At 39.5% G+C, this 26,270-nt stretch carries 15 protein-coding genes, 2 tRNA genes, 3 rRNA genes and 1 pseudogene; 7 read left to right on the forward strand and 14 right to left on the reverse strand.

Annotated elements, in window-relative coordinates; all coding sequences use genetic code 11:
* Nucleotides 1–10: 10 nt before the first annotated feature.
* A complete protein-coding gene (locus AC4CVF_RS18660) occupies nucleotides 11–1,459 on the reverse strand; it encodes an aldehyde dehydrogenase family protein (RefSeq protein WP_419361617.1) in 1,449 nt (482 codons plus the stop codon).
* Nucleotides 1,460–1,595: 136 nt separating this feature from the next.
* Here AC4CVF_RS18660 and AC4CVF_RS18665 point away from each other — a divergent pair, with 136 nt between their 5' ends.
* A complete protein-coding gene (locus tag AC4CVF_RS18665) occupies nucleotides 1,596–2,339 on the forward strand; it encodes a TIGR04219 family outer membrane beta-barrel protein (protein WP_490789813.1) in 744 nt (247 codons plus the stop codon).
* 266 nt (nucleotides 2,340–2,605) lie between these two features.
* Here AC4CVF_RS18665 and AC4CVF_RS18670 read toward each other — a convergent pair whose 3' ends face one another.
* The 8 genes from AC4CVF_RS18670 to AC4CVF_RS18705 all read right to left on the reverse strand — a co-directional run bounded on the left by AC4CVF_RS18670 (nucleotide 2,606) and on the right by AC4CVF_RS18705 (nucleotide 10,865).
* Nucleotides 2,606–2,938, reverse strand: a complete 333-nt coding sequence (locus AC4CVF_RS18670; RefSeq protein WP_336954809.1) for a hypothetical protein — start codon at nucleotides 2,936–2,938, stop codon at nucleotides 2,606–2,608.
* 259 nt (nucleotides 2,939–3,197) lie between these two features.
* A 5S ribosomal RNA gene (rrf, locus tag AC4CVF_RS18675) occupies nucleotides 3,198–3,312 on the reverse strand.
* 182 nt (nucleotides 3,313–3,494) lie between these two features.
* A 23S ribosomal RNA gene (locus AC4CVF_RS18680) occupies nucleotides 3,495–6,385 on the reverse strand.
* 336 nt (nucleotides 6,386–6,721) lie between these two features.
* Nucleotides 6,722–6,797: transfer RNA gene (locus AC4CVF_RS18685), tRNA-Ala, on the reverse strand.
* Nucleotides 6,798–6,841: 44 nt separating this feature from the next.
* Nucleotides 6,842–6,918, reverse strand: a tRNA-Ile gene (locus tag AC4CVF_RS18690).
* A gap of 59 nt (nucleotides 6,919–6,977) precedes the next feature.
* Nucleotides 6,978–8,516, reverse strand: a 16S ribosomal RNA gene (locus AC4CVF_RS18695).
* Together the 16S, 23S and 5S rRNA genes with 2 tRNA genes alongside form the textbook arrangement of a ribosomal RNA operon.
* Before the next feature lie 424 nt (nucleotides 8,517–8,940).
* A complete protein-coding gene (locus AC4CVF_RS18700) occupies nucleotides 8,941–9,507 on the reverse strand; it encodes a peptidylprolyl isomerase (protein ID WP_336954643.1) in 567 nt (188 codons plus the stop codon).
* Nucleotides 9,508–9,797: 290 nt separating this feature from the next.
* Nucleotides 9,798–10,865 (reverse strand): alpha/beta hydrolase, encoded by a 1,068-nt coding sequence (locus tag AC4CVF_RS18705; RefSeq protein WP_336954641.1) that lies wholly within the window; start codon nucleotides 10,863–10,865, stop codon nucleotides 9,798–9,800.
* Nucleotides 10,866–11,068: 203 nt separating this feature from the next.
* Here AC4CVF_RS18705 and AC4CVF_RS18710 point away from each other — a divergent pair, with 203 nt between their 5' ends.
* The 3 genes from AC4CVF_RS18710 (at nucleotide 11,069) to erpA (ending at nucleotide 13,373) form a co-directional block, all read left to right on the forward strand.
* Entirely contained in the window at nucleotides 11,069–11,533 is a 465-nt protein-coding gene (locus AC4CVF_RS18710) for a hypothetical protein (protein WP_419328814.1), read from the forward strand.
* Nucleotides 11,534–11,903: 370 nt separating this feature from the next.
* Nucleotides 11,904–12,908: a putative solute-binding protein gene (locus AC4CVF_RS18715; RefSeq protein WP_004818193.1), complete on the forward strand. Its 1,005-nt coding sequence runs from the start codon at nucleotides 11,904–11,906 to the stop codon at nucleotides 12,906–12,908.
* A gap of 129 nt (nucleotides 12,909–13,037) precedes the next feature.
* Complete coding sequence (erpA, locus tag AC4CVF_RS18720) at nucleotides 13,038–13,373, forward strand: iron-sulfur cluster insertion protein ErpA (protein ID WP_004718915.1); 336 nt, start codon at nucleotides 13,038–13,040, stop codon at nucleotides 13,371–13,373.
* 71 nt (nucleotides 13,374–13,444) lie between these two features.
* On the opposite strand, the gene AC4CVF_RS18725 is transcribed toward erpA, so the two are convergent.
* Both AC4CVF_RS18725 and AC4CVF_RS18730 read right to left on the reverse strand, forming a co-directional pair.
* Nucleotides 13,445–14,287: an alpha/beta fold hydrolase gene (locus tag AC4CVF_RS18725; RefSeq protein WP_336954638.1), complete on the reverse strand. Its 843-nt coding sequence runs from the start codon at nucleotides 14,285–14,287 to the stop codon at nucleotides 13,445–13,447.
* 285 nt (nucleotides 14,288–14,572) lie between these two features.
* Nucleotides 14,573–15,700, reverse strand: coding sequence for an anhydro-N-acetylmuramic acid kinase (locus tag AC4CVF_RS18730; RefSeq protein ID WP_419328816.1), 1,128 nt, complete (start codon nucleotides 15,698–15,700; stop codon nucleotides 14,573–14,575).
* Between the two features lie 82 nt (nucleotides 15,701–15,782).
* On the opposite strand from AC4CVF_RS18730, the gene tyrS reads away from it, so the two are divergent.
* On the forward strand, nucleotides 15,783–16,997 hold the full coding sequence (gene tyrS, locus AC4CVF_RS18735) for a tyrosine--tRNA ligase (protein ID WP_004718921.1): 1,215 nt from the start codon (nucleotides 15,783–15,785) through the stop codon (nucleotides 16,995–16,997).
* Nucleotides 16,998–17,061: 64 nt separating this feature from the next.
* Here the strand turns inward: tyrS and AC4CVF_RS18740 are convergent.
* Nucleotides 17,062–18,064 (reverse strand): annotated as a pseudogene (locus tag AC4CVF_RS18740) (putative solute-binding protein).
* 467 nt (nucleotides 18,065–18,531) lie between these two features.
* On the opposite strand from AC4CVF_RS18740, the gene AC4CVF_RS18745 reads away from it, so the two are divergent.
* Together AC4CVF_RS18745 and AC4CVF_RS18750 are read left to right on the forward strand one after the other, a co-directional pair.
* A complete protein-coding gene (locus AC4CVF_RS18745; RefSeq protein ID WP_336954633.1) occupies nucleotides 18,532–20,466 on the forward strand; it encodes an ATP-binding cassette domain-containing protein in 1,935 nt (644 codons plus the stop codon).
* A gap of 1,009 nt (nucleotides 20,467–21,475) precedes the next feature.
* On the forward strand, nucleotides 21,476–22,483 hold the full coding sequence (locus AC4CVF_RS18750; protein ID WP_336954631.1) for a putative solute-binding protein: 1,008 nt from the start codon (nucleotides 21,476–21,478) through the stop codon (nucleotides 22,481–22,483).
* Nucleotides 22,484–22,653: 170 nt separating this feature from the next.
* Here the strand turns inward: AC4CVF_RS18750 and gyrB are convergent, their stop codons facing one another.
* Together gyrB and recF are read right to left on the reverse strand one after the other, a co-directional pair.
* Entirely contained in the window at nucleotides 22,654–25,122 is a 2,469-nt protein-coding gene (gene gyrB / locus AC4CVF_RS18755) for a DNA topoisomerase (ATP-hydrolyzing) subunit B (RefSeq protein ID WP_336954629.1), read from the reverse strand.
* A gap of 52 nt (nucleotides 25,123–25,174) precedes the next feature.
* Nucleotides 25,175–26,257, reverse strand: coding sequence for a DNA replication/repair protein RecF (gene recF / locus AC4CVF_RS18760; RefSeq protein WP_336954627.1), 1,083 nt, complete (start codon nucleotides 26,255–26,257; stop codon nucleotides 25,175–25,177).
* Nucleotides 26,258–26,270: the final 13 nt, after the last annotated feature.

The raw sequence follows: 26,270 nt of genomic DNA on the forward strand, positions 1-26,270 counted from the left end.
GAATATCAACTTATTGTTTGATTACAAGTAAGCGTTCTTCTTGCATATCACGAATTGCAGACTGAATCCCTTCACGACCTAAACCCGAATCTTTCACGCCACCATAAGGCATATTATCAACTCTGAAAGTTGGTATATCATTGATAATTACTCCGCCCACATGTAGATGATCCCATGCATAGAGCATTTTATTGAGATTTTGAGTATATACACCAGCTTGTAAACCAAAGCGACCTTGGTTAATTACTTCGATCCCTTTCTCAAAGGTTTTGTATTTCTCTAAAATTGCCACAGGGCCAAATGCTTCATTTTGATAAATTTCCAGAGATTCATCGACATTCTCAAGTAAAGTTGGCTCGAATAAAACGCCTTTTAACGTGCCACCAATTAAGATTTTCGCACCCTTTTTCTCTGCTTTATCTACCCATTTTTTTAAACGAATCGCTTCTGCTTCTTTGATCATTGGACCCACTATCGTGGTTTCTACATCTGGATCTGCCGCAGATACTTTTTTCAACTTAGCTAAGATTTTTTTTCTAAATTCTATATAAATATCAGCATGTACTAAAATTCGTTGCACACTAATACACACCTGCCCCGCATGTCCATATGCACCACCAATCACTCGATCAATCAACGCATCACTTATTTCTGTATCAGGTTCAATTAAAACCGCTGCATTACCACCCAATTCGAGGGTTACTTTTTTTCGACCAGCACGTGCTTTCATATCCCAACCCACTTGATCAGAACCGGTAAAGCTGAGTAGCTTAAAACGATCATCCGTCACTAACACATCAGCATGTTCTCGTGGACAAGGCAAAATTGAAAATGCGCCTTTTGGTAAATCTGTTTCAGCCAAAATTTCTGCGATTTTTAATGCGGAAATTGGTGTCAAACTTGCTGGTTTCAATACAAATGGACAACCCGCTGCAATTGCTGGTGCAATTTTATGCGCTGTTAAATTCAAAGGAAAATTAAACGGACTGATCAGAGATACGGCACCAATCGGAACATGTTGTACCATTCCCCGATATGCAGAGGCCGCAGCGGTAACAGCCAAAGGCATTAGATGACCATTATTGAGTGTGGAGACAGCATCTGCCGCTAGTTGGAAAGTATTAATCAACCTTTCAACCTCAGCTGCTGCTGCAAGTTTAGGCTTTCCACCTTCGATAATTAAAATTTGTATTAATTCTTCACGTATTTCTTTAAAGCGTTTAACACAATGTAAGAGTATTTTTTGCTTCTGAAATGGCTTTAAAGCGGCCATTTCTTTTTCAGCTTTCACGGCTGCACTGATGGCTTTTTCTAAAGTTTTTGCATCTGCTAAAGCGACTTTTGCATAAATTTCCCCCGAAAATTTATCATGAACTTCGAGCCATTGCCCTGATTTAATCGCTTTATTGGCGACATAAAGGGGGAATTCAATCATTGCTTGATCAATAGAATCACTCATCCTACACCCTCGATTTAATCTTTTTAATAATGCAAAATTTGATAAACCCCTATATCATGCCTTCTGTTGATACAGTATTGAAATGTATTTAAGTAACAAAAAATAGGATGAAAAAACATTTCATCAAGAAGGACATATGAAATCTATTCAATTACCCTTATTTATCGCTGTATTAGGTCTAAGTTCATTTGCTCAAGCTGATTTTATTGGTTTAAAAGGTGATATCAGTTATTGGAGTCTTGGTGGAACTTCTCAAATCAATCATAAATCTGGTTTATCTAATAACACTGGTTCAGATGATTTATTATCAGATCCTTATGCTGGGCTAAACGCAGAACATGATTTAGATACTAAAGGTACGATTCAAGCCTCTGTTGCTTTTGAGCACCCTATTCCAATCCTTCCCAATGTAAAATTAAAATATACCAAGTTAGATACGGAAACTGAGTCTAATAATGAGTTTGCTAAAACTAAAATTGATTTAGACCATACAGATCTTATTCTTTACTATGAAATCTTAGACAACATTGTAAAAGCTGATGTCGGTGTAGGGGCAACTAAGCTCAATGGTACTGTAAAACAGTTTTCACAAAATGTTGATGTTGATGAATATGCTCCAATCCTTTATGCAGAGGCCGGCGCAAAACTACCGTTTACAGGTTTAAGTGCAAAAGCTGAAGCGACTTATACCAATGTCAATGATGTAAAAATCACAGACGCTCAGGCTGAAATTCAATATGACTTTGTAAAGTCTATAGTTTTAGATCTTGGTGCAAAAGTGGGTTACCGTATTTTAAATATTGAACTCAGTGATTTAGATAACCGCGATATCAAGTTTGATTTTAAAGGACCTTATATTGGTTTAAATGCACATTTTTAATAGAAACTATCCTTTTATGATCATGTACGCTTTTTCTTACATGGTCTGCCGAATTATGCGTATAGGCAGAACAACTAAATTTTAATATTATAAACACATCAGGAAACAGGAAGTTTCCACTAAAAACAAGAATAAGATAGGATGATAATGCAGGATAGCGAAAGGTACTACAGGAGTTATATCTTAGAACCAATACAAAAAACCTCAGGCATGGATGTCTGAGGTTTTTTATTTTGGATAGACTAAAAGCAATTAAAGTAAAAAACTTACCACTTCATAAAAACCATCCCTTCAATAGCATCAATTTGAATCAGTTCAGTTTGTTTTTGAACCAGTTTAATCGCTTCATGCAAACCTATTGTTTTTGTATAAGAACCTTTTTGAGTAGGAACAGGAATGTCTGCATCTAATGAATAATCATCATTGACCATAAACTGTAAAGTACGATCATTTTTATCAACAATTCCTAAAAAATTTTCTGGCCTGATTAAGACAGATTGCATTATTTCTATGATTTCATCGATAGATGCGTACTGATCTTGAGCGGGTAAAACTTCATCACCATCATAATCTGTAAAGAAAAACTGGAAAATCAACATATTATTAACTGTTTTTATCGTAATACTTTAATTTTTAGCATAAAGGAACCACTGATTCAATAGCTAGACTCTTTCTATATCTCCACTTCAATAATGAACATAATGAGGTATACAGAACATGAGTTCAGTTTCATCAATACATTAGCTTAATCAGTGATCAATTTACTTAATATGACTAGATCTCTTTCATTCCGATAATAAGCACTGCGCATAAAAAACACCCCGTTCTCGTTAGAGACCGGGGTGTTTTAGATTTAAAAGCTGGCGATGACTTACTCTCACATGGGTAACCCCACACTACCATCAGCGCTAAGAGGTTTCACTTCTGAGTTCGGGAAGGGATCAGGTGGTTCACTCTTGCTATTGTCGCCAGCAAACTGTTATGGACTTGTTCGGGTCTTATTTAAATGCCTTACTTCGTACCAAATGAGTTTAACAGAACATTTGAGTTGAATATTTTAACTAGCTTTACAACTAAATCAAGTATGTTTGATCTTTTATGAATCAAATGATGCTTACTTCTTTCGAAGTTCGTATACAACTGCTTGGGTGTTGTATAGTCAAGCCTCACGAGCAATTAGTATTGGTCAGCTTCATGCGTCACCGCACTTCCACATCCAACCTATCAACGTCGTAGTCTTCAACGGCTCTTTAGAGGACATAAAGTCCTAGGGAAATCTTATCTTGAGGTAGGCTTCCCGCTTAGATGCTTTCAGCGGTTATCCCTTCCGAACATAGCTACCCGGCGATGCGACTGGCGTCACAACCGGTACACCAGAGGTTCGTCCACTCTGGTCCTCTCGTACTAGGAGCAGATCCTCTCAAATTTCCAACGCCCACGGTAGATAGGGACCGAACTGTCTCACGACGTTCTAAACCCAGCTCGCGTACCTCTTTAAATGGCGAACAGCCATACCCTTGGGACCTGCTTCAGCCCCAGGATGAGATGAGCCGACATCGAGGTGCCAAACACCGCCGTCGATATGAACTCTTGGGCGGTATCAGCCTGTTATCCCCAGAGTACCTTTTATCCGTTGAGCGATGGCCCTTCCATACAGAACCACCGGATCACTAAGACCTACTTTCGTACCTGCTCGACTTGTGGGTCTCGCAGTTAAGCGCGCTTTTGCCTTTATACTCTACGCGTGATTTCCGACCACGCTGAGCGCACCTTCGTACTCCTCCGTTACTCTTTAGGAGGAGACCGCCCCAGTCAAACTACCCACCAGACATGGTCCTCGTCCCGGATAACGGGACAGAGTTAGAACCTCAATATTACCAGGGTGGTATTTCAAGGATGGCTCCATAGCAACTGGCGTCACTACTTCAAAGCCTCCCACCTATCCTACACAAGTAAGATCAAAGTTCAATGTCAAGCTGCAGTAAAGGTTCACGGGGTCTTTCCGTCTAGCCGCGGGTACACCGCATCTTCACGGCGAATTCGATTTCACTGAGTCTCTGCTGGAGACAGCGCCCCCATCATTATGCCATTCGTGCAGGTCGGAACTTACCCGACAAGGAATTTCGCTACCTTAGGACCGTTATAGTTACGGCCGCCGTTTACTGGGGCTTCGATCAAGAGCTTCGCTTACGCTAACCCCATCAATTAACCTTCCAGCACCGGGCAGGCATCACACCCTATACGTCCACTTTCGTGTTTGCAGAGTGCTATGTTTTTAATAAACAGTTGCAGGGGCCTGGTTTCTGTGGCTGCCAATAGCTCAAGGAGCAAGTCCTATCACCGTCAGCAGCGTACCTTCTCCCGAAGTTACGGTACCATTTTGCCTAGTTCCTTCAGCAGAGTTCTCTCAAGCGCTTTGGTCTACTCGACCTGACCACCTGTGTCGGTTTCGGGTACGATTCCTGTGTAACTGAAGCTTAGAGACTTTTCCTGGAAGCATAGTATCAGCCACTTCGCTAGTAAACTAGCTTGCTATCAGCTCTCAGCATAGAGCACCCCGGATTTGCCTAAGATGCATGCCTACTGCCTTTCACCTGGACAACCAACGCCAGGCTGACTTAACTTTCTCCGTCCTCTCATCGCATTACACAGAAGTATTGGAATATTAACCAATTTCCCATCGACTACGCCTCTCGGCCTCGCCTTAGGGGTCGACTCACCCAGCCCCGATTAACGTTGGACTGGAACCCTTGGTCTTTCAGCGTGCGAGTTTTTCACTCGCATTGTCGTTACTCACGTCAGCATTCGCACTTCTGATACCTCCAGCATACTTCTCAATACACCTTCATCGGCTTACAGAACGCTCCCCTACCACGTATACTAAGTATACATCCGCAGCTTCGGCATATAGTTTTAGCCCCGTTACATCTTCCGCGCAGGCCGACTCGACTAGTGAGCTATTACGCTTTCTTTAAAGGGTGGCTGCTTCTAAGCCAACCTCCTAGCTGTCTATGCCTTCCCACATCGTTTCCCACTTAACTATAATTTTGGGGCCTTAGCTGGCGGTCTGGATTGTTTTCCTCTTGACTACGGACGTTAGCACCCGCAGTCTGTCTCCCGGATAGTACTCATAGGTATTCGGAGTTTGCATCGGTTTGGTAAGTCGGGATAACCCCCTAGCCGAAACAGTGCTCTACCCCCTATGGTATTCGTCCGAGGCGCTACCTAAATAGCTTTCGGGGAGAACCAGCTATCACCGAGTTTGATTAGCCTTTCACCCCTATCCACAAGTCATCCCCTGGCTTTTCAACGACAGTGGGTTCGGTCCTCCAGTTAGTGTTACCCAACCTTCAACCTGCTCATGGATAGATCACCCGGTTTCGGGTCTATACCCAGCAACTAAACGCCCTATTAAGACTCGATTTCTCTACGGCTCCCCTATACGGTTAACCTTGCTACTGAATATAAGTCGCTGACCCATTATACAAAAGGTACGCAGTCACCGAACAAGTCGGCTCCCACTGCTTGTATGCATGCGGTTTCAGGTTCTATTTCACTCCCCTCACAGGGGTTCTTTTCGCCTTTCCCTCACGGTACTGGTTCACTATCGGTCAGTCAGGAGTATTTAGCCTTGGAGGATGGTCCCCCCATATTCAGACAAGGTTTCACGTGCCTCGCCCTACTCGTCATCATTATATGTGCCCTTTCGTGTACGGGACTATCACCCTCTACGGTAGCACTTCCCAGAGCTTTCCGCTAAAACACATATAACTTAATGGGCTGATCCCCGTTCGCTCGCCGCTACTGAGGGAATCTCAATTGATTTCTTTTCCTAAGGGTACTGAGATGTTTCACTTCCCCTCGTTCGCCTCGCATGACTATGTATTCATCATGCGATACCTACCTTATGGTAAGTGGGTTTCCCCATTCAGAAATCTCCGGATCACAGGATATTTGCCGCCTCCCCGAAGCTTATCGCAGGCTATTACGTCTTTCATCGCCTCTGACTGCCAAGGCATCCACCACATGCACTTAATTACTTGACTATACAACCCCAAACAGTCGCTAATCCCTACAAGGAGGATCAACAATGTGGATTCAACCACTTCTATTTGTTGCCTGTGAACTTAATCACTATACAGCTTCAATTTAATTCATATACCAAAACGCTTGATTCAGTTTTATCGCTAGTTCTCATTTCATTCAATATTAACAATTGCTTGCTAACATCAACTAAAACGAGTTAAACAATTATTTCAACTCAAATATATTCTGTTAATGATTCACTACCGCCTCGTCAGCGAGTAGTTAACTGTGATAAATCACAGAACTTAATAAGCTATCGGCTTACTAAGTTCTGTAATCACTTAGTCTGTAATTAGTGGTGGAGACTAACGGAGTCGAACCGTTGACCTCCTGCGTGCAAAGCAGGCGCTCTACCAACTAAGCTAAGTCCCCAGCTTAAGATCTTAATATATCTGCTCTTCTGTGTTCAGTAGACTTGGTGGGTCTGACAAGACTTGAACTTGTGACCCCACGCTTATCAAGCGTGTGCTCTAACCAACTGAGCTACAGACCCTCAGATACATCAATGAAGAACAACTTGTTGTGGATTCTTACCAATCGTCAATCTTTCGTTAAGGAGGTGATCCAGCCGCAGGTTCCCCTACGGCTACCTTGTTACGACTTCACCCCAGTCATCGGCCACACCGTGGTAAGCGTCCTCCTTACGGTTAGACTACCTACTTCTGGTGCAACAAACTCCCATGGTGTGACGGGCGGTGTGTACAAGGCCCGGGAACGTATTCACCGCGGCATTCTGATCCGCGATTACTAGCGATTCCGACTTCATGGAGTCGAGTTGCAGACTCCAATCCGGACTACGATCGGCTTTTTGAGATTAGCATCCTATCGCTAGGTAGCAACCCTTTGTACCGACCATTGTAGCACGTGTGTAGCCCTGGTCGTAAGGGCCATGATGACTTGACGTCGTCCCCGCCTTCCTCCAGTTTGTCACTGGCAGTATCCTTAAAGTTCCCACCCGAAGTGCTGGCAAATAAGGAAAAGGGTTGCGCTCGTTGCGGGACTTAACCCAACATCTCACGACACGAGCTGACGACAGCCATGCAGCACCTGTATGTAAGTTCCCGAAGGCACCAATCCATCTCTGGAAAGTTCTTACTATGTCAAGACCAGGTAAGGTTCTTCGCGTTGCATCGAATTAAACCACATGCTCCACCGCTTGTGCGGGCCCCCGTCAATTCATTTGAGTTTTAGTCTTGCGACCGTACTCCCCAGGCGGTCTACTTATCGCGTTAGCTGCGCCACTAAAGCCTCAAAGGCCCCAACGGCTAGTAGACATCGTTTACGGCATGGACTACCAGGGTATCTAATCCTGTTTGCTCCCCATGCTTTCGTACCTCAGCGTCAGTATTAGGCCAGATGGCTGCCTTCGCCATCGGTATTCCTCCAGATCTCTACGCATTTCACCGCTACACCTGGAATTCTACCATCCTCTCCCATACTCTAGCTTCCCAGTATCGAATGCAATTCCCAAGTTAAGCTCGGGGATTTCACATCCGACTTAAAAAGCCGCCTACGCACGCTTTACGCCCAGTAAATCCGATTAACGCTCGCACCCTCTGTATTACCGCGGCTGCTGGCACAGAGTTAGCCGGTGCTTATTCTGCGAGTAACGTCCACTCATCCTAGGTATTAACTAGAAGAGCCTCCTCCTCGCTTAAAGTGCTTTACAACCATAAGGCCTTCTTCACACACGCGGCATGGCTGGATCAGGGTTCCCCCCATTGTCCAATATTCCCCACTGCTGCCTCCCGTAGGAGTCTGGGCCGTGTCTCAGTCCCAGTGTGGCGGATCATCCTCTCAGACCCGCTACAGATCGTCGCCTTGGTAGGCCTTTACCCCACCAACTAGCTAATCCGACTTAGGCTCATCTATTAACGCAAGGTCACAAGTGATCCCCTGCTTTCCCCCGTAGGGCGTATGCGGTATTAGCATCCCTTTCGAGATGTTGTCCCCCATTAATAGGCAGATTCCTAAGTATTACTCACCCGTCCGCCGCTAGGTCAATTACCGAAGTAATCTCCCCCGCTCGACTTGCATGTGTTAAGCCTGCCGCCAGCGTTCAATCTGAGCCATGATCAAACTCTTCAGTTAAAAATCATTAGTGACTTAAGGTCACAATTCTGGCTCATCAATGTTCTGACAAATTCTCTCAAATAAACTTCGAGTAATTTAAACCAATCAATCAATGATAATATTTCGATCAATCAATTAGTAAAAATCCACACAAGTTGTTCTTCATATTCTCTTAATGATTAATTTATCACTTCGTCAGTGATAAATAAGACGCAATAAACATTTAACAACTTAACCCTCTAAGCTAAGTTCGTTTGCTGTATCGCGTCGGGATGAGCTCATTATAGGGCAATTTCTTACACACGCAAGTGCTTTTAACTGATTGTTTTATTGAGTGTTGTATTTTTATGCACTATTTTGGATCAATTTTAAACTTTTTATCGTGTAAGCTTTTAATATTAAAGCAGAAATATGAACAAAATATTTCTGCTTTATTTTTTAACTATTTTTTCACATTTGTTTTTATTGTTTGAATACTGATGATTTTTACAGCTTGTTTAGGCACATCTTGGTGCATACCAACTGTTTGTGTTGGTGTCTGTACGATTTTATCGACGATATCCAGTCCTTGAGTCACCTTACCAAATACTGCGTAACCAGGGTTTCCAGCAGACTTATTTAAAAAGTCATTATTTGCAACATTAATAAAGAATTGACTGGTTGCAGAGTTTGGCGCATTGGTTCGAGCCATTGCCAAAGTCCCACGAACGTTCTTTAAGCCATTGCTAGATTCATTCTGAATCGCTGGTTGCGTACTCTTCTCTTTCATGTTGCTATCAAAGCCACCACCTTGAATCATAAAACCAGGGATAACACGATGGAAAATGGTGCCGTTGTAAAATTGACTATTTACATAGCTCTTAAAATTTTTTACTGATATCGGGGCTTGATCATCATAAAGCTCTATATTGATGTTGCCTAAATTGGTTTTAATTTGCATATCTGTATTGGCGAACGCTTGATTCACCAAAACCACTAAAGCAAGACCGATACCTATCTTTTTGATCATTTTCTTTTCCTTAAACATTTTAAATTAATAAGCCTCTCATAGTAGTCTGCCTTTATTCTTTTGAAAAATGACATTTAAACACGTTTACCAATACTCAACAGTATTCACGACTATATTTATATAGCTGTCATAAGCCTTGCTGGTTGTTGAATATGTTTTATAAACAAAAAAAAGTATAGCTAAGCGATTGTTATTAGATTTTATAGAACAATTATTTTTTCTGATTACTTTTTAGCCAATCACTTTTGTTCCACGTGAAACAAAAGTGATTTGTAAAAGATGATATTTTGTTATTGTTTATCCCAGAATTTACGAAACTCTTTACTCATCTCTATAACGTATTTTTTAGCTTTACGTGAAACAGGGGTTAAGTTAATAAATCCGTGCGTTTGATCTTCATAATCCTGATAATGAACCTTTACGCCATTTTGACGTAACTTATAAGCATAAATTTTACCTTCATCATGCAAAAGATCATGTCCAGCCGTTACTACAAATGCAGGGGCAAGTTTCTTTAGCTGACCATTGGTTGGTGAAATGATTGGATCATCCAATGCCATATTAAAACGCGTCGCATAATAGTCAGTCACATAATCAATATCTGAGCCTGTCAAAACTAGGCCATCTTTATAAGCAAAGAAAGATGGATGTCGACTCTTAAAATCAACAGCAGGATAAATCAAGAACTGGGCTTGAGGCGCAAACACTGTATTGACTGTGCGTTGTGCAACAACAGCACTAATATTTCCGCCCGCACTATCACCTGCAACCGCAATACGGTTTTTGAGAATTTTAAATTGACGGCGATTTTGATACACCCAAGCCAAAGCATCTTCACAAGATTGAATTAAGTCACGTGGGCTAACTTCAGGTGCGAGTGGATATTCAATACTTAAAACCTGAACTTTTGCATGGGCAGCAATTAGGCGACACACTTCATCATGGGTGTCCACACTACCCACCACAAAACCACCGCCATGATAAAATACAATCATTGGCAATTTTTTATTTGGTGCAGGATGGTAATGGCGTGCATAGACGCTGCCACTTTGCAGCGGAAGACGAATATCTTCAACAAATTGGATATGGGTCGATTTATTTATAATAGATTGCATTTGTGATTCAAATTGCTTTCTAGAGCGCTCTACATCTGCGCCAATAAAACCCACTTTGCCCTGTTTAAGTTGAGCTGCCATCAAACATTTGGTGAAGCTATCCAATTGAGGAAACTGGTACGGGTAACCCAATAACTTGGTTAATGACTCTTGAGCGAATGTAGGCAAACGATCTAAAGCCCTACCTGCTGAACCCTGCCCTTTTTCGACTAAATCATGAATACTACGTTGAAAAGCAACCATTATGATTCTTCCTTAAATGTTCAAATTCTTCATATTGTCTACATGATCAGGCATCGACTGACTATAATCTTATACAAGTCTCATCATCGATATACAAATATAATTTTTAAATACGCTAATCTGAGTTAAATGACTTGTCATTGACTATTTTGCTATATCTGAATTTTTTTTTTGCTATTTTGCTTGTTAAATGGAGACAACTTATGGCTATAAAAGCATTAATTGTTTCATTCATGACGTCTATTATTGCTGTTGGTTGTGTTGCATTTCCTGAAGATGGTTATGACTCTCGCGGCTATGGACAACCAGTGTATCGAGATTATGGCTATGGACAACGCTATGATCCAAGATATGACCGAAACAATGATCGCCAACGTTGGGAACGCGAGCGAGCCTATCGTTTACAACAAATGCGCATTGAACAAGAACGGCGCCAAAAGAACTGGGATAAACAACGTTGGCAATATGAACAAGCCAAACGTGATCAAATGAAAAGGCAGCAATGGGAACAACATAGAAAAGATTGGAACAATAAATCAAATCGTGACCACCGCTGGGACAACCGACCTGATCAAAAACAGTGGCAACAGCGTGATCGTCAAAATCAACAACAGCAACGTGATAAAAGACGTGATGAGCGTAAAAACAGAGATCAAAACAAAGATTAATCTTCAAGAATCTGGGGCTAACCCAGATTCTTTTGTCTTTTTAGCAAACAATTTAATCATTTATAAAAGCAAAAGTAATGATTTTCCTCAGTAATTAATAGCTTCTGGCGTTTCTTCTTTGCTGAGGAAATTTTGTCATTTGGGTCATTGCGAACTGACTCATTTCAAGTAATGATTTCAATAACATCAATTCATCATTGAACTTGAACAATTGATTTGGAAAATCGATTGTTCAGAATAGATCATGTTTGGTTTAGCAATAAACGATTTTCTAAACTAGATACATTTTTGATGTCACAAAGTTCTATTGATCGAAGCTCTTCGATTTGATTGAACATGAATAATATTGATCATGGAAAGGAAAAAAATAATGAAATGGTCTAATGCTCTCATTGCTGCTGCGGGTCTTTTGCTTGCAACATCTGCCACCCAAGCAAAACAAGTTATGTGTGTGTTTGATTTAGTGGGTAAAAATGGTGATGTTTTTACCTTAATGAAAGATTATCAACTTGCAGCGAAAAACTGGGGTGCGGATCTGGAATTAAAAGTGAATTCAAATGAATCTGTTATTGCTGAAGATTTTAAAGCGGGTAAATGTGATGCTGTCAGTATCACAGGTATGCGTGGCCGACAATTTAATAGTTTCACCGGCTCTTTAGATGCAATTGGTGCGATTCCAGATCTCAATCTCGCGGTAAAAGTAATGCAAGGATTAGCAAATCCAAACTTTGCAAAATACATGACCAGTGGAAAATATGAAGTTGTTGGTGTTATTCCAGTAGGTGATGCTTTCCTGATGGTCAATGATCGCAATATCAATACAGTTGCAAAAGCAGCAGGTAAAAAAATTGCGGTACTCGACTATGACCAAGCACAAAAAATTATGGTTCAACAAATCGGTGCTCAAGCAGTTGCCGCGGATGTTACAAATTTTGGCAGTAAATTCAATAATGGTCAGGTTGATATTATTGGTGCACCTGCAGCTGTATTTAAACCTTTAGAGCTGCATAAGGGTTTAGGCACCAAAGGCGCTATTGTGAATTACCCACTGCTACAAGTCACAGGTAATATTATCATTCGTCCAGATAAATTCCCTGCTGGCTATGGTCAAAAATCTCGTGATTGGATTAAAACGCAATTGCCTCGTGCAAACACCATCATTGGAAAAATGAAAGCAGATATTCCGGCGAAATACTGGATGCAAGTTCCAGATGGTGATAAGCCTGGTTATCAAAAACTCATGCGTGAATCTCGTATCAGTTTGACCAAACAAGGCGTTTATAACAAACAAATGATGAAAATCCTTTGGCAATTCCGTTGTAAAAACGATCCGAAAAACTTTGAATGTGCGCTACAAGATGAGAACTACAAATAATTCTAGATTAAATCTGATAAATTTAGTCTGAATTTACTTTAAAGTTCACTCACTGACCATATATTGAGTATGTTATACTGAATATATGGTCTTTTCATTTAAGCCATTTGAAATCTGAGGAACAATATCATGACCGCCCAAGCACTTGAGCTGACTGACAATGCTGCAAATAAAGTTCGCCAACTTCGTGATAGCGAAGGTAATCAAGATCTGATGTTACGTGTCTATGTAACGGGTGGCGGCTGTTCAGGATTTTCTTATGGTTTTAACTTTGCCGAAAGTATGAATGAAGATGATGCTGAATTTATAAATGGTGATGTAAAAATGTTGGTTGACTCGTTGAGTTATCAATATCTCGTCGGTTCTAAAGTTGACTATATTGAAGGCTTAGAAGGCTCACGTTTTATTGTAGAAAACCCGAATGCAACAACAACTTGTGGTTGTGGTTCATCATTCTCAATTTAATTCAAAGCATATTTTTGAAGCAAATCATGCCCTCTTCTTGTGAGGGCATTTTTATGCTTGAGACATCAATCTTAAATCGTTTCTAAAATATGTTGGCTTAATTGTTTAGCATTCTGTACTGGTATCCAATGCGTCGCATCCATCACAATTTCTTTATAAGCTGCTTTTACATAATGATGATTTAACGCCACGCTTTTAGAACCGATCGCTGAGTCATGTTTGCCCCAAATAAATAAAGTCGGCACATAAACTGGTTGGGTTAAATTTTTATTTGAACTAAATGGAAGTCCTCGATACCAATTTAATGCATAACTTAGACGCTTTTCCTCCACGATGTCTTGTTGGAAATCTTCAAGTTGTTTTGCGGTCATACCTGAATCTTTTAATAAACCCAGACCCAACTTGGGTAGTTTCTCAAATAATAATTCTGGAATTTTAGGTAACTGGAATAAACCGATATAGTAAGATTTTAACAATTGATTACTACTTAACATCGAACGCATAAATGCCGCTTTATGCGGTACAGAAATCGTAATCAAATGTTTTATTTTTTCAGGATAACGTTGAGCAACATCCCAAGCAACCACTGCCCCCCAATCATGTCCAACCAAATAAACCTGTTGTTGGATCATATCGATTAAAGCATTTACATCTTCAACTAAAGCAGAACTTCTATAATCACGGCGGTTTTGCGGTTGTGCACCTAAACTATAACCACGTTGATTAACAGCAAAAGTACGATAACCGTTTTGATTCAAGATCTCTGCAGTTTCTTGCCAGCTTTTATTGGTTTCAGGAAAACCATGTAACAAGACAAAAGGCTGCCCATCCCAAGGACCCGAATCTATCACATCAAAGCTAAAACCCTCTCTTTGAAATGATTCTATGCGCTGTTTCTGTATCGCTAAGTTCATTGTGATCTCAGTTTTAATTTTTATTGATATTGGAAGCTTATGCGCTATTTTTTAACAGCAGTAAAGGACAATCTCAGCGCTAAACAGGTCGATCATTGTTCTACAAAATATCTCACACTGCCAAGCAAAAATGAAACCACAGTTTGAATTAAAATAATCAGTAGCAATTATAAATCAGCAAAACTGGTTTCATTTTGGTTGCTTTCATTTGTTTTACAGCGCATTTATTCTTATGTAAATATTGATTGCTAAGGTGTATAACTCACTTTAACAAGCATATTAGTTTTAAACTGCTGTAATCGTGCCTAAGATACGATAGCCTTTTGCCCCTGTAACAGCAGGTAGGTTGCCACTTAACTGTTGGTCAAAGCGCATGGCGAGCCACGCAAATGCGGTTGCTTCTACCCATGTCGGTGCTAAACCTAATGCAGAAGTCGATTGTACAGACCAGTTGTGCTTACGTAGACGCCAACGGAGTTGTTCAAGTAGATGTGAGTTATAAGCACCTCCACCACAAACATAGACCTCACCCGTATCTAGGGGCGAACGATAAATGGCTTTCTTGATGGCACGTGTCGTGAGTTTCATCAATGTTGCCTGAATATTTTCAGGGGTATCTTCTAATTCATCGTATTCTAAATCATTGCGCCAATCTAAAATCTGCTCATCTAACCATTCCAAATTAAAGTCCTCACGCCCTGTACTTTTTGGAGGTTCTTTAGAGAAGTATTCATTTGCTTGCAGGCGGTCTAATAATGAACGTATCGGTTGACCATAAGCGGCCCAATTGCCATTTTCGTCATAAGGTTGTCCGGTATAACGATGACACCACGCATCCATAAGAATATTGGCAGGACCTGTATCAAAACCATAAACATTCTGCTCATCACCAGCAGGCAGCATGCTGACATTGGCAATCCCCCCTAAATTGAGAATCACTCGATGAATGGTTGAATGCTGGAATAAAGCTTGATGAAACGCTGGAACTAGAGGAGCACCCTGCCCACCTGCCGCCATATCACGACGACGAAAATCTGAAATCACAGGAATTTGAGTAATTTCCGTAATAATATTTGGATCACCAATTTGTAAAGTAAACCCATGTTCTGGGCGATGCCGAATGGTTTGTCCATGACAACCAATCGCTTTAATTTGGCTTTTATCTAAATTATTTTCTTGTATGAGTTGGTTAATACCATTGCCAATCATGGTTGCAAGAGCAACATCAGCCTTACCCATTCGATCGATTTCATTATCATCAGGTAAGGTCAATGCCATTAATTCATCACGTAAATGAGGATCAAAAGCGACTGTAAGCGTGGCATGGAGATGTAAAGGATCAAATGAAGCAGCAACAAAATCGACGCCATCCATGCTGGTTCCAGTCATTACGCCAATATAGATTGTTGTCATGAGATATTCTTCGCCTGCATTATGCTGAAAAAATGTTAGTATATCGCACAAATAGTCTAACTGAAGTATTTGGGTTTTTGTAATGTCAAATTTCCTGCCGGCTGAAGAACAACTTGCCCTCATTCGCCGAGGCACTCACGAAATTATTTCTGAAGAAGATCTTCTGAAGAAACTAAAAGAAAATCGTCCTTTAAAAATTAAAGCAGGATTTGATCCAACTGCACCAGATTTACATTTGGGTCATACTGTTTTAATTAACAAATTAAAAGCGTTTCAAGATCTAGGTCATGATGTCACCTTTTTGATTGGTGATTATACTGCCATGATTGGTGACCCAACAGGTAAGAGTGCGACTCGTCCACCGCTATCGCGTGAACAAGTTTTAGAAAATGCCAAAACATATCAAGAACAAGTGTTTAAAATTCTTGATCCAAATAAAACCAAAGTTCGTTTTAACTCGGAATGGTTTGCAACAAAAACCGCTGCTGATTTGATTCAATTGGCTTCGCAACAAACTGTTGCGCGTATGCTCGAACGTGATGACTTCACTAAACGCTATAATAGCCATCAACCGATTGCTATTCATGAGTTTTTATATCCTTTGGTTCAAGGTTACGACTCTATCGCGCTTGAAGCTGATGTTGAGCTTGGTGGTACAGACCAAACCTTTAACTTACTCATGGGGCGTACTCTTCAAGGTCGTTATGACCAAGAAGCTCAAGTATGCATTACCGTACCAATCCTAGAAGGTTTGGATGGTGTCAATAAAATGTCGAAGTCTTTAGGCAACTATATTGGTGTATTTGATGCCCCAGGCGCAATGTACCAAAAAGTATTGTCTATGCCTGACAGCTTGATTGAACGCTATTTTGAATTACTCAGCTTTAAGTCTATGGACGAAATTGATGTTCTTCTCAAAGAAATGGCTGAAGGTCGTAATCCGCAAGACATTAAGAAAATTCTTGCACTTGAGTTGGTTGAACGCTTCCATGGCGCAGAAGCTGCTGAACATGCACATAAAGGTGCGGGTAACTTAATCACTGAAGGCGAGCTACCTGAAGGTACGCCTGAAGTGACTATTTCTCGTGGTGAATACAACGGAGAAATCTCGATTGTTTCTATTTTACGTGCCGCAGGCTTAACCAAGAATTCAGCACAATCTAAAGATGCTGTTTCACGTGGAGCCGTAAAAGTAGATTGGGAAGTTGTGGATGCAAACTTCACTGTAAAAGAAAATGTTACTTTGGTTATTCAGGCAAGTAAAAAAGCCATTGCAAAAGTGACCTTTACCGATTAATCCCGTGTAAGCCAATAAAACCAGAAAAGCCATCAACATTGATGGCTTTTTTTATTGAATAAATTTATTCACCTGCAAGTGAACATTCAAAGTTGGTGCAATCTACCGTACAGCGTGCTTTTTTCAGTACCGACATCATCACAGGATCGTACACCCCTCTTTTTGTTAACTCAATCCGCCCTTCTCGCAATAATTTCTGATAACGGAGTGCATCATCCTTAGATACATTTAATTTATATTTTGCTGGAATTTCAGCTTCCATTTTTTATATTTTCTTAAATGAACTTGGTAACTGCTTCACAGCCCACTCACGTGACTTAATACCAAAACCTTCTGGAAACTGCTCAGGTTTAATAATTAAATCGGCAGTCACATTCACTACGGGATAAGTAAACATTGCACCATTGCTAGCTAAACCTTTATAAATTTCCAATGGTTTATAGGCATAGGCTGGCGAAGCAATCGCATCCACCTCACCATCATTAAATTTTTTCACAAAATTAAAAATATCAGAAGGAACCCCGATTGCACCTACACGTTCAACGGCAACCTTTTGTGCAAGATCGTAATGCAGATATGCAAACTTTTTACCTTTACCCTTTTCCAAAGTATTCATTGCGCGATCTTTAACAAAGATATAAGCAATACCAATCGGGGTAATCATTGCCAATTCATATTTGACCCCATTTTTTTCAGAAACCAATCTTTTTGCATTGCGTTTATCCAAGGCATAGTTGATCGCTCTTCTGGCAATTTCATTGTTGGGAATTCCTCCCAAAGCATCAATAGATCCACCAAATTTATTGTATTCACGTGAGCGCATGGTGGTCATTGCAGCGGCATCACATTTATTGGTTTTAAATTTTTTATCCACGGCTTCTTCTGACTGATACACGGTTAAATTAATATCAGCGCCCCATGCTTTGGCTGCTAAAGCCCATTCTTCCAAGAGTTTATAAGATTCACCCGCTTTACCCAGTAAATCAAACACACACACATTTTGTTTTGCGTGTAGCAGAGGTGAAAAAAGCTGAAAAAATAATCGGTAAATATCCTATTTTATTCATCATCTCACATCCATATTTTTATAAATAGATTTATCCTTGTAGATGTAAAAGCAATCCGAGTCTTTTACTTTAACTGCATATTTTTAGGTGATACTGTGATTAATTCTACATAAATTGGATATTTTGTATTAATTTTTTAACCAACTTTTAGATGAGATAAAAAATTCAGGGCAAAATTCTGATAAAAATAAGTAGCTGAGCTGATTTCATTGAGCGGTTTTTTATTGAGTGGTTTTAAAATTAAAATATTCTAATGATTATTGCTGGTTTGCGAGATATACGCTTTTTTTATTTAAGCATGCACCATAAAGCATTGTTTATTTTTTTGAATTGATCCTATTTACCCAATTTATTGTGCTTTTCACTCAAGAAAAGACATTTTGTCACTTCTTTTATCAAATACATTTTTTGAACTCTACCATTTATCCTTTACTATACCGCATCCGATATTCAATAGTCAGTTTCCTATGATTCAGTTAGACCAACTTTCAATTCGCCGTGGTGGACGCATTTTATTCCAAAAAGCGTCTATGCAACTTCATCCTGGTTGGAAAATTGGTTTAACAGGTGTAAATGGTGCGGGTAAATCCACATTGTTCTCAGCACTTTTGGGTGGAATGGAGTCAGACAGTGGTAGCTTAACCCGTCCAAATATATGGACCGTTGCCCATATGGCTCAGGAAATCAAAGCCTTAGATATGAAAGCTATTGATTTTGTATTATCTGGCGATGAAGAATATTGGCTAATACAAGACAAACTAAACCATTCTGAAGATTTGAGTAATGATGAGTTAGCGCATTTATATAGCCGTTTTGAAGAAATTCATGGCTATACAGCTGCATCTAAAGCATCTCAACTGATGGCCGGTTTAGGTTTTTTTGAGCATCAATCAGAACTTTTGGTTTCAAGTTTCTCTGGTGGGTGGCGGATGCGTTTAAATCTTGCTCGTACCCTGATGAGTCGTTCAGACTTACTATTACTCGATGAACCGACCAACCATTTAGATTTAGATGCAATTTTATGGTTAGAAGATTGGCTCAAGGCATATGAAGGGACACTCATTTTAATTTCACATGACCGCGATTTCTTAGATGCAATCACAGATCATATTTTGCATATCGAAAATCAAGTACTGACTTTATATACCGGCAACTACTCAACTTTTGAAACTACACGTGCTGAGCGATTAGCACAACAACAACAAGCTTTTGAAAAGCAACAAGAAGCTAAAGCACACTTACAAAAATTTATTGACCGGTTTAAAGCCAAAGCGACTAAAGCACGACAAGCGCAAAGCCGCATTAAACAACTTGAACGTATGCAAGAGCTTGCCCCTGCACATGTGGATAATCCATTTACCTTTAGTTTCCGTGAACCAAGCAAAATGAGTTCACCACTGCTCACACTTGAACATGCAGATATTGGCTATGGCGATAAATTGATTGTCACCAATGTAAATTTGCAGATTACACCAAGTAGTCGTATCGGTTTACTGGGAATGAATGGTGCAGGTAAATCGACCCTAATCAAATCTTTAGTGGGTGATTTGCCACTGATTCAAGGTTTACGTAAAGATTCAGAATTACTCAATATTGGTTATTTTGCCCAGCATCAAATGGATGCTTTAGATGGCAATGCCAGCCCGATGTTACAACTTTCTCGCATTGCTGACCCGAAGATCAGTGAAGCAGCCTTACGCTCCTTTTTAGGAAGTTTTGGCTTTAGTGGCGAACGTATGGACACCCCAAGTGAAAGCTTCTCTGGCGGTGAACGTGCGCGTTTGGCTTTGGCTTTAATCGTTTGGTTACGTCCAAATGTTTTAATCCTCGACGAACCTACTAACCATTTAGATTTAGATATGCGCCATGCACTTACGATGGCTTTACAGGATTTTGAAGGGGCTGTGGTTTTAGTTTCCCATGAGCGTCAGCTGATCGCTTCAGTCTGTGATGAACTTATTTTGGTCCATGCAGGTCAAAGTAAGGAATTTGACGGGGATTTACAAGATTATGCAACGTGGTTACGTCAAGCACGTATCGATATGATCAAGAATGGACAACAGCCTAGTGCCCCTGTTCAATCTCAGGTGGTTGAAAAACCAAGTATTTCAAAACTCGATAAAGAAGCACAACGTAAAGAAGCAGCTCGTCAACGTGAACTGAGCCGTCCTATTCGTAAAAATATCGAGAAAATTGAAAGTCAAATTGGAAAAATTCAACCTAGACTTGTAGAAATTGAAGCATTACTTGCAGACTCAACCCTTTATGAGGCAAACCGTAAAGAAGATTTACTCAAACTCATGAATGAACAGACAGAGTTAAAAGTAAAATTAGAACAAGCTGAAGAAAAAATGCTTGAATTGATGATGGAACTAGAAACATTAGAAAGTTCTTTCGATTAAAAGGCACTTTTAATTAAAAAGTACTATTTAATACAATAAGCTCCTCAAATCAGCTAGAAATAGGCAGATGCTTTTTCTAGCTTTATTTTTAATAAAATAACATTAATAATCAACAACCTAACTAATTAAAACATTTTATTATTTAAATTTTTAACCGCAACTTAATCATTTCAACAAAATTTAAAGCACTTTATCACTTCTCATAAATCTTCAGTAATTCAATACATAGCCACGCTATGCAAACACATTCTCGTATTGATTCTCATTATTCGAGACCCACAGATCAAAAGAAGGCTTTTTAACACAATAATCCAATAAAAATCATAAGCTTATTTTATTTAACATCCAGTCACTTCCAAGCCTAAAAGCATCTTCAAATCCACAAAATACAATCATAACTTTTATTTATAATAGATAATTCACACCGTGGAACATATTAGCATATCTAAATAATAGTAAAAAAGGCTTTAAAAAGGACAATTCATTTGAATTTAAAAATATTTTTATCAATTGTTTGTGGATAAGTTAAAAATTTTAAAATAGTTCTTCTGACTCATTTTTTAAGAGGAATTTTTAACGATTTTGAAATTTAATATGCAAATAAATCAGTCTGTATCCATTGAATTTAGGCCTAATTGCCAAGTTACCCACATACTTATCAACATTATTTTGGTTATTAATAGAACAAAATTCAAGTGCAAAATTTAACCGTTCGTCGCTTTTTATAATGAACATTCATCTATTTTTTTTAATTTCAGCAAAATTATTTAAAATTACATAGATCATGAATTTCGAACAATTTGTAATGAAAAAACATAACTCAGCTTAAAAAACTGATTTATTTATAAAAAGCTTGCCTCTGAAATGAGAGTTAACTCGCTAATTCACAATAATTGTCAAAAAAAAAATAATAAATGGAGTAAATGCTCTATTTTTTTCAAACAAAGCTGATTAATATTGCGCTTATGGAAAAGTTCCTAAAGATGGATAAATAGATAAGGAAGAAAATATGAAAAAAATTGTATTCGCTATTGCTGCAACTTCAATCGTTGGATTTAGTTCAGCATCTCAAGCTGCGACAGATGTCTGCGTATTTGATTTATTAGGTAAGTCAGGTGAGTCATTTCAAATGGCGCAAGAATGGGCATTATCAGCAAAAAGTTGGGGCGCTGATATCAATCTCATCCCAAAACAAGACGAAGCTGTTGCAGATAACGACTTTAAAGCAGGCAAATGCGATGGCGTATTTATGACTGCAATGCGTGCACGTCAATACAATAAATTTGTGGGTTCAATCGACTCTATTGGCGGTGTGCCAAGTAATGCGATTGCACAAAAAGCCATTACTTTTGCCTTAGATGCGCGTAATGCTGCAAAAATGACCACAACATTGGGTGGTAAAAAATACGAAGTTGCTGGTATTGCACCACTTGGTTCAGCATTTATTTTTGTACGTGATAAAAATATCAACTCAATTGAAAAAGCCGCTGGTAAAAAGTTTGCTGTTTTAAGCTATGATAGCGCTCAAAAAATTCTAGTACAACGTGTTGGTGCACAAGCTGTTCCTTCAGATATCACAAACTTTGTTGCAAAATTTAACAATGGTCAAGTTGATATGGTCGGAGCACCTGCTTATGCCTACAAACCTCTTGAAATTCAAAAAGGTTTAGGTGCAAATGGGGCAATGTTTAACTTCCCAGTATTACAAGTAACTGCTGACTTTGTCATCCGTCCGGAAAAATTCCCTGCAGGCTTTGGTCAAAAATCTCGTGATTATTTTGTGAAAAACTTGCCAAAAAGCTTTGCTATGATTAATCGTCTAGAAGCAACTATTCCAGCAAAATACAAAATGAATTTAACCGCTGAAGATAAACTGAAATACCAAAAGTTAATGCGTGATGGCCGTTTAGAACTGACTAAACAAGGTATTTATGACGCAGGTATGATGTCTGTGTTGAAAAAAGCACGTTGTTCAGTAGATAAAGCCAACTTTGAATGTACACTTGGTGGTGAATAATACTTTAGATGAAATAAGCTAAAGCCTACAAAAAACCAGCTTTGATAAGCTGGTTTTTTTGCTTTAAATTTTTAAATAGAAGCAAAAGTACTATCAAAATTAAAATAACGATATAAAAAAGGGAATAAACCGAGGTCTATTCCCTTATTTACTGGTTAGAATGAGTTTAATTAAGCATCAATATCTGCATTTAATGCATTTTCCTCAATGAACGCACGACGTGGTTCTACATCATCGCCCATTAAACATGCAAACATACGATCGGCTTCAATCGCATCATCAATGGTCACTTGCAGCATATTACGGTTTTCAGGATCCATCGTAGTTTCCCAAAGCTGTTCAGCATTCATCTCACCCAAACCTTTATAGCGTTGGATCATCATGCCGCGACGTGAATCTGTCAAAATGTGTTGCCAAACCTGATGGAAAGTCGAAACGTTGATTTTACGTTCGCCTTTTTGCAGATAAGCACCGTCTTCTAACAAAGTGAACCAGCTCTTCGAGTTCTGCAATAAACGCTTATATTCGCCCGATGCCAATAACCCCGCATCTAATAAATAGCTATGCGGTAAATTGTGCACATAAATCGTTATACGCGGGAAATAAATCGTCGTTTTAAGCCCATCAGCAGTTTCTTTATCAAATGATTCCAAGCTCAACACTGGACGTAAACTTGGTTGCGTTGTTTCGATCGCAGCACGAAGTTTTTCACCCCATTGTTGTACATAATCTTGGTCATGATTTTGATCAAGTTTAAAATGCTCAAGACTTAACAAACCATCAAGCAGAGTCGCAGGATAGCGCACGGTTAAACGCTGCAAACTTTTTTGAGAGGTTTGATAATCGGCAATCACTTTCTCTAGTGCTACACCACGAATTGCAGGCGCTTCAGCATTGACACGTAATTCAAGTTCATCAATCGCATTTGAAATCAAATACGTTTCTAAAGCATCATTGTCTTTAATGTATTGCTCTTGCTTACCCTTTTTCAGTTTATACAGTGGTGGTTGTGCAATATAAATATAGCCACGTTCCACAAGTTCTGGCATTTGACGGAAGAAGAAAGTCAAAAGTAGGGTACGAATGTGAGAACCATCCACGTCAGCATCGGTCATGATAATGATTTTATGATAACGCAACTTGTCTGGGTTATATTCTTCACGACCGATACCGCATCCTAATGCAGTAATCAGCGTACCCACTTCCTGAGATGAAATCATCTTATCGAAACGTGCACGTTCCACATTAAGAATTTTACCTTTGAGCGGAAGAATGGCTTGCATTTTACGGTTACGGCCTTGTTTTGCAGAACCGCCCGCAGAGTCACCCTCGACTAAGTATAATTCTGAAAGTGCTGGATCTTTTTCCTGACAGTCTGCCAATTTACCTGGAAGACCGGCGATATCAAGTGCACTCTTACGACGTGTCATTTCTCGTGCTTTACGCGCAGCATCACGCGCACGTGCAGCATCAATGATTTTGCCTGCAATAGATTTTGCAGCCTGAGGATTTTCTAATAAATATTCAGAAAAGGCTTTATTCATTGCCTGCTCGACAGCAGGTTTAACTTCACTCGACACCAATTTTTCTTTAGTTTGTGATGAGAATTTAGGATCAGGTACTTTGACTGAAACAATTGCTGTTAAGCCTTCACGCGCATCATCACCACTAACCGCAACTTTCTCTTTTTTGAGTAAGTTTTCATTTTCCATGTAGTTGTTTAAGCCACGCGTCAACGCTGCACGGAAACCAGCTAAATGCGTCCCACCATCTTTTTGTGGAATATTATTAGTAAAACAACGAACATTTTCTTGATAGGTATCGTTCCATTGTAAAGCAACTTCAACACCTATGCCATTTTCAGCTTGTGTGGTGAAATGGAAGATTTCATTGAGATGGGTTTTACCTTGATTGATATATTTTACAAACTCAGATAAACCACCTTCATAATCGAAGACATGTTCTAAGGCAACACGTTGATCACGTAGGACAATACGTACACCGGCATTCAAGAATGAAAGCTCACGTAAGCGACGTGCCAAAATATCGACATTAAAAATCGTTTGGCTAAACGTTTCAGTACTCGGCCAGAAACGAACAATAGTCCCTGTCGTTTCAACATCACCCACAATTTTTAACGGGTAAACTGGATCACCATGTTTATATTCTTGTTGATGAATGTGGCCAGCACGATGAATCGTAAGTTCTAGTTTGCTTGAAAGTGCATTGACTACAGATACACCTACGCCGTGCAAACCACCTGAAACCTTATAGCTATTATCATCAAACTTACCACCTGCATGCAGAATAGTAAGAATTACTTCTGCAGCAGAGACACCTTCTTCTGGGTGAATATCGGTTGGAATACCACGTCCATTATCTGCAACGCTGACTGACTCATCCTCATGAATAGTCACTAAAATTTCATCACAATGACCAGCTAAAGCTTCATCAATCGCGTTATCGACCACCTCAAATACCATATGGTGTAAGCCTGAACCATCATCAGTATCACCAATATACATACCTGGGCGTTTACGAACTGCATCTAGACCACGTAATACTTTGATACTAGAGGAATCATAAGCCTTTTCAATGGTGGGTTCTGTTTGAGAAGCTATTTGATCTTCTGAACTCATGGTTTCTCCCTAGTGAAAAATAGGTCTTTCCAAAATTGGCTAAAATCTAAAATCATGTTGCAACAACACTTACCTGACCTTGGTCAACATTGAATAACTGGTAGGAAATAGACAAATCATGTAAATGTTTTTTTACTGATTCATGGTCTAGTGTGGTAATAAAAACTTGACTACCAAGTTGGCTCAATCGCTCAATTAAACGTTGTTGTGCGCTTAAATCTAATTCTGCTGTTACATCATCTAATAATACCACAGTTTCTTTATTACAGGCATGTAACATGGCAATTTGTGATAGTTTTAAAGCCATTATCAATAACTTTTTCTGCCCTCTAGACAGTACCACATCCGCTTCACCTAATGGAGTTTTTAATCGAATATCTGCACGATGAGGCCCATATTCGGTATAACGTCGATCAACATCTTTTTGGTGATATAGAATCAAATCATGGGCTAAACCATGTTCCACATGGAACCCTGCACTGTATTCCATCTCAATCTTTAAATCGGGCAATAACTGCCCCAAATCTTCTTGTAAATATAACTTCCATTGCTCAATAATTTCGACCCGTTGAGAATGCAACATTTCACCATAATCACTAAGCATTTTGTTCCACGGCTCTAAATCGAGCAACGTCAGATTACGTTTCGTTTTAAGTAAGCTATTTCTTTGTTTTAAAGCGCGTGAATAATATTGCCATGCATGATAGAAATCTGGTTCCACGTGAAACATGAGCCAATCCAATAATTGGCGACGTGGTTTTGCACCATGATCGATAATATCAGTACTTAACGGATCAATCAGTTGCAATGGCAAGATTTTGGCAAGTTGCCCTTGGGTTGCAACAGTATCACCATTTACCTTAATTAACTGCTCACCACTTTGTAGCTTTTGCATACCAATCTTTTCGGTCAGTGATTGAGCAAAAACAATGGCGTCTGATTGATTACTTTGAATGTAATTTTTAGGGATATGTGTTCGAAAAGATCGACCTGTTGCCAATAAATGGATGGCTTCCAAAATGGAAGTTTTTCCTGAACCATTTTGTCCGTAAAAAACATTAAACGGTTGCAACTCATGGAGGGCAACCGTCTTGAGGTTTCGAACACGTTGTATATTTAAACGCGTAATATGCATGGCTATGATTTAA

The organism is Acinetobacter sp. LipI_19 (genome assembly GCF_058242925.1).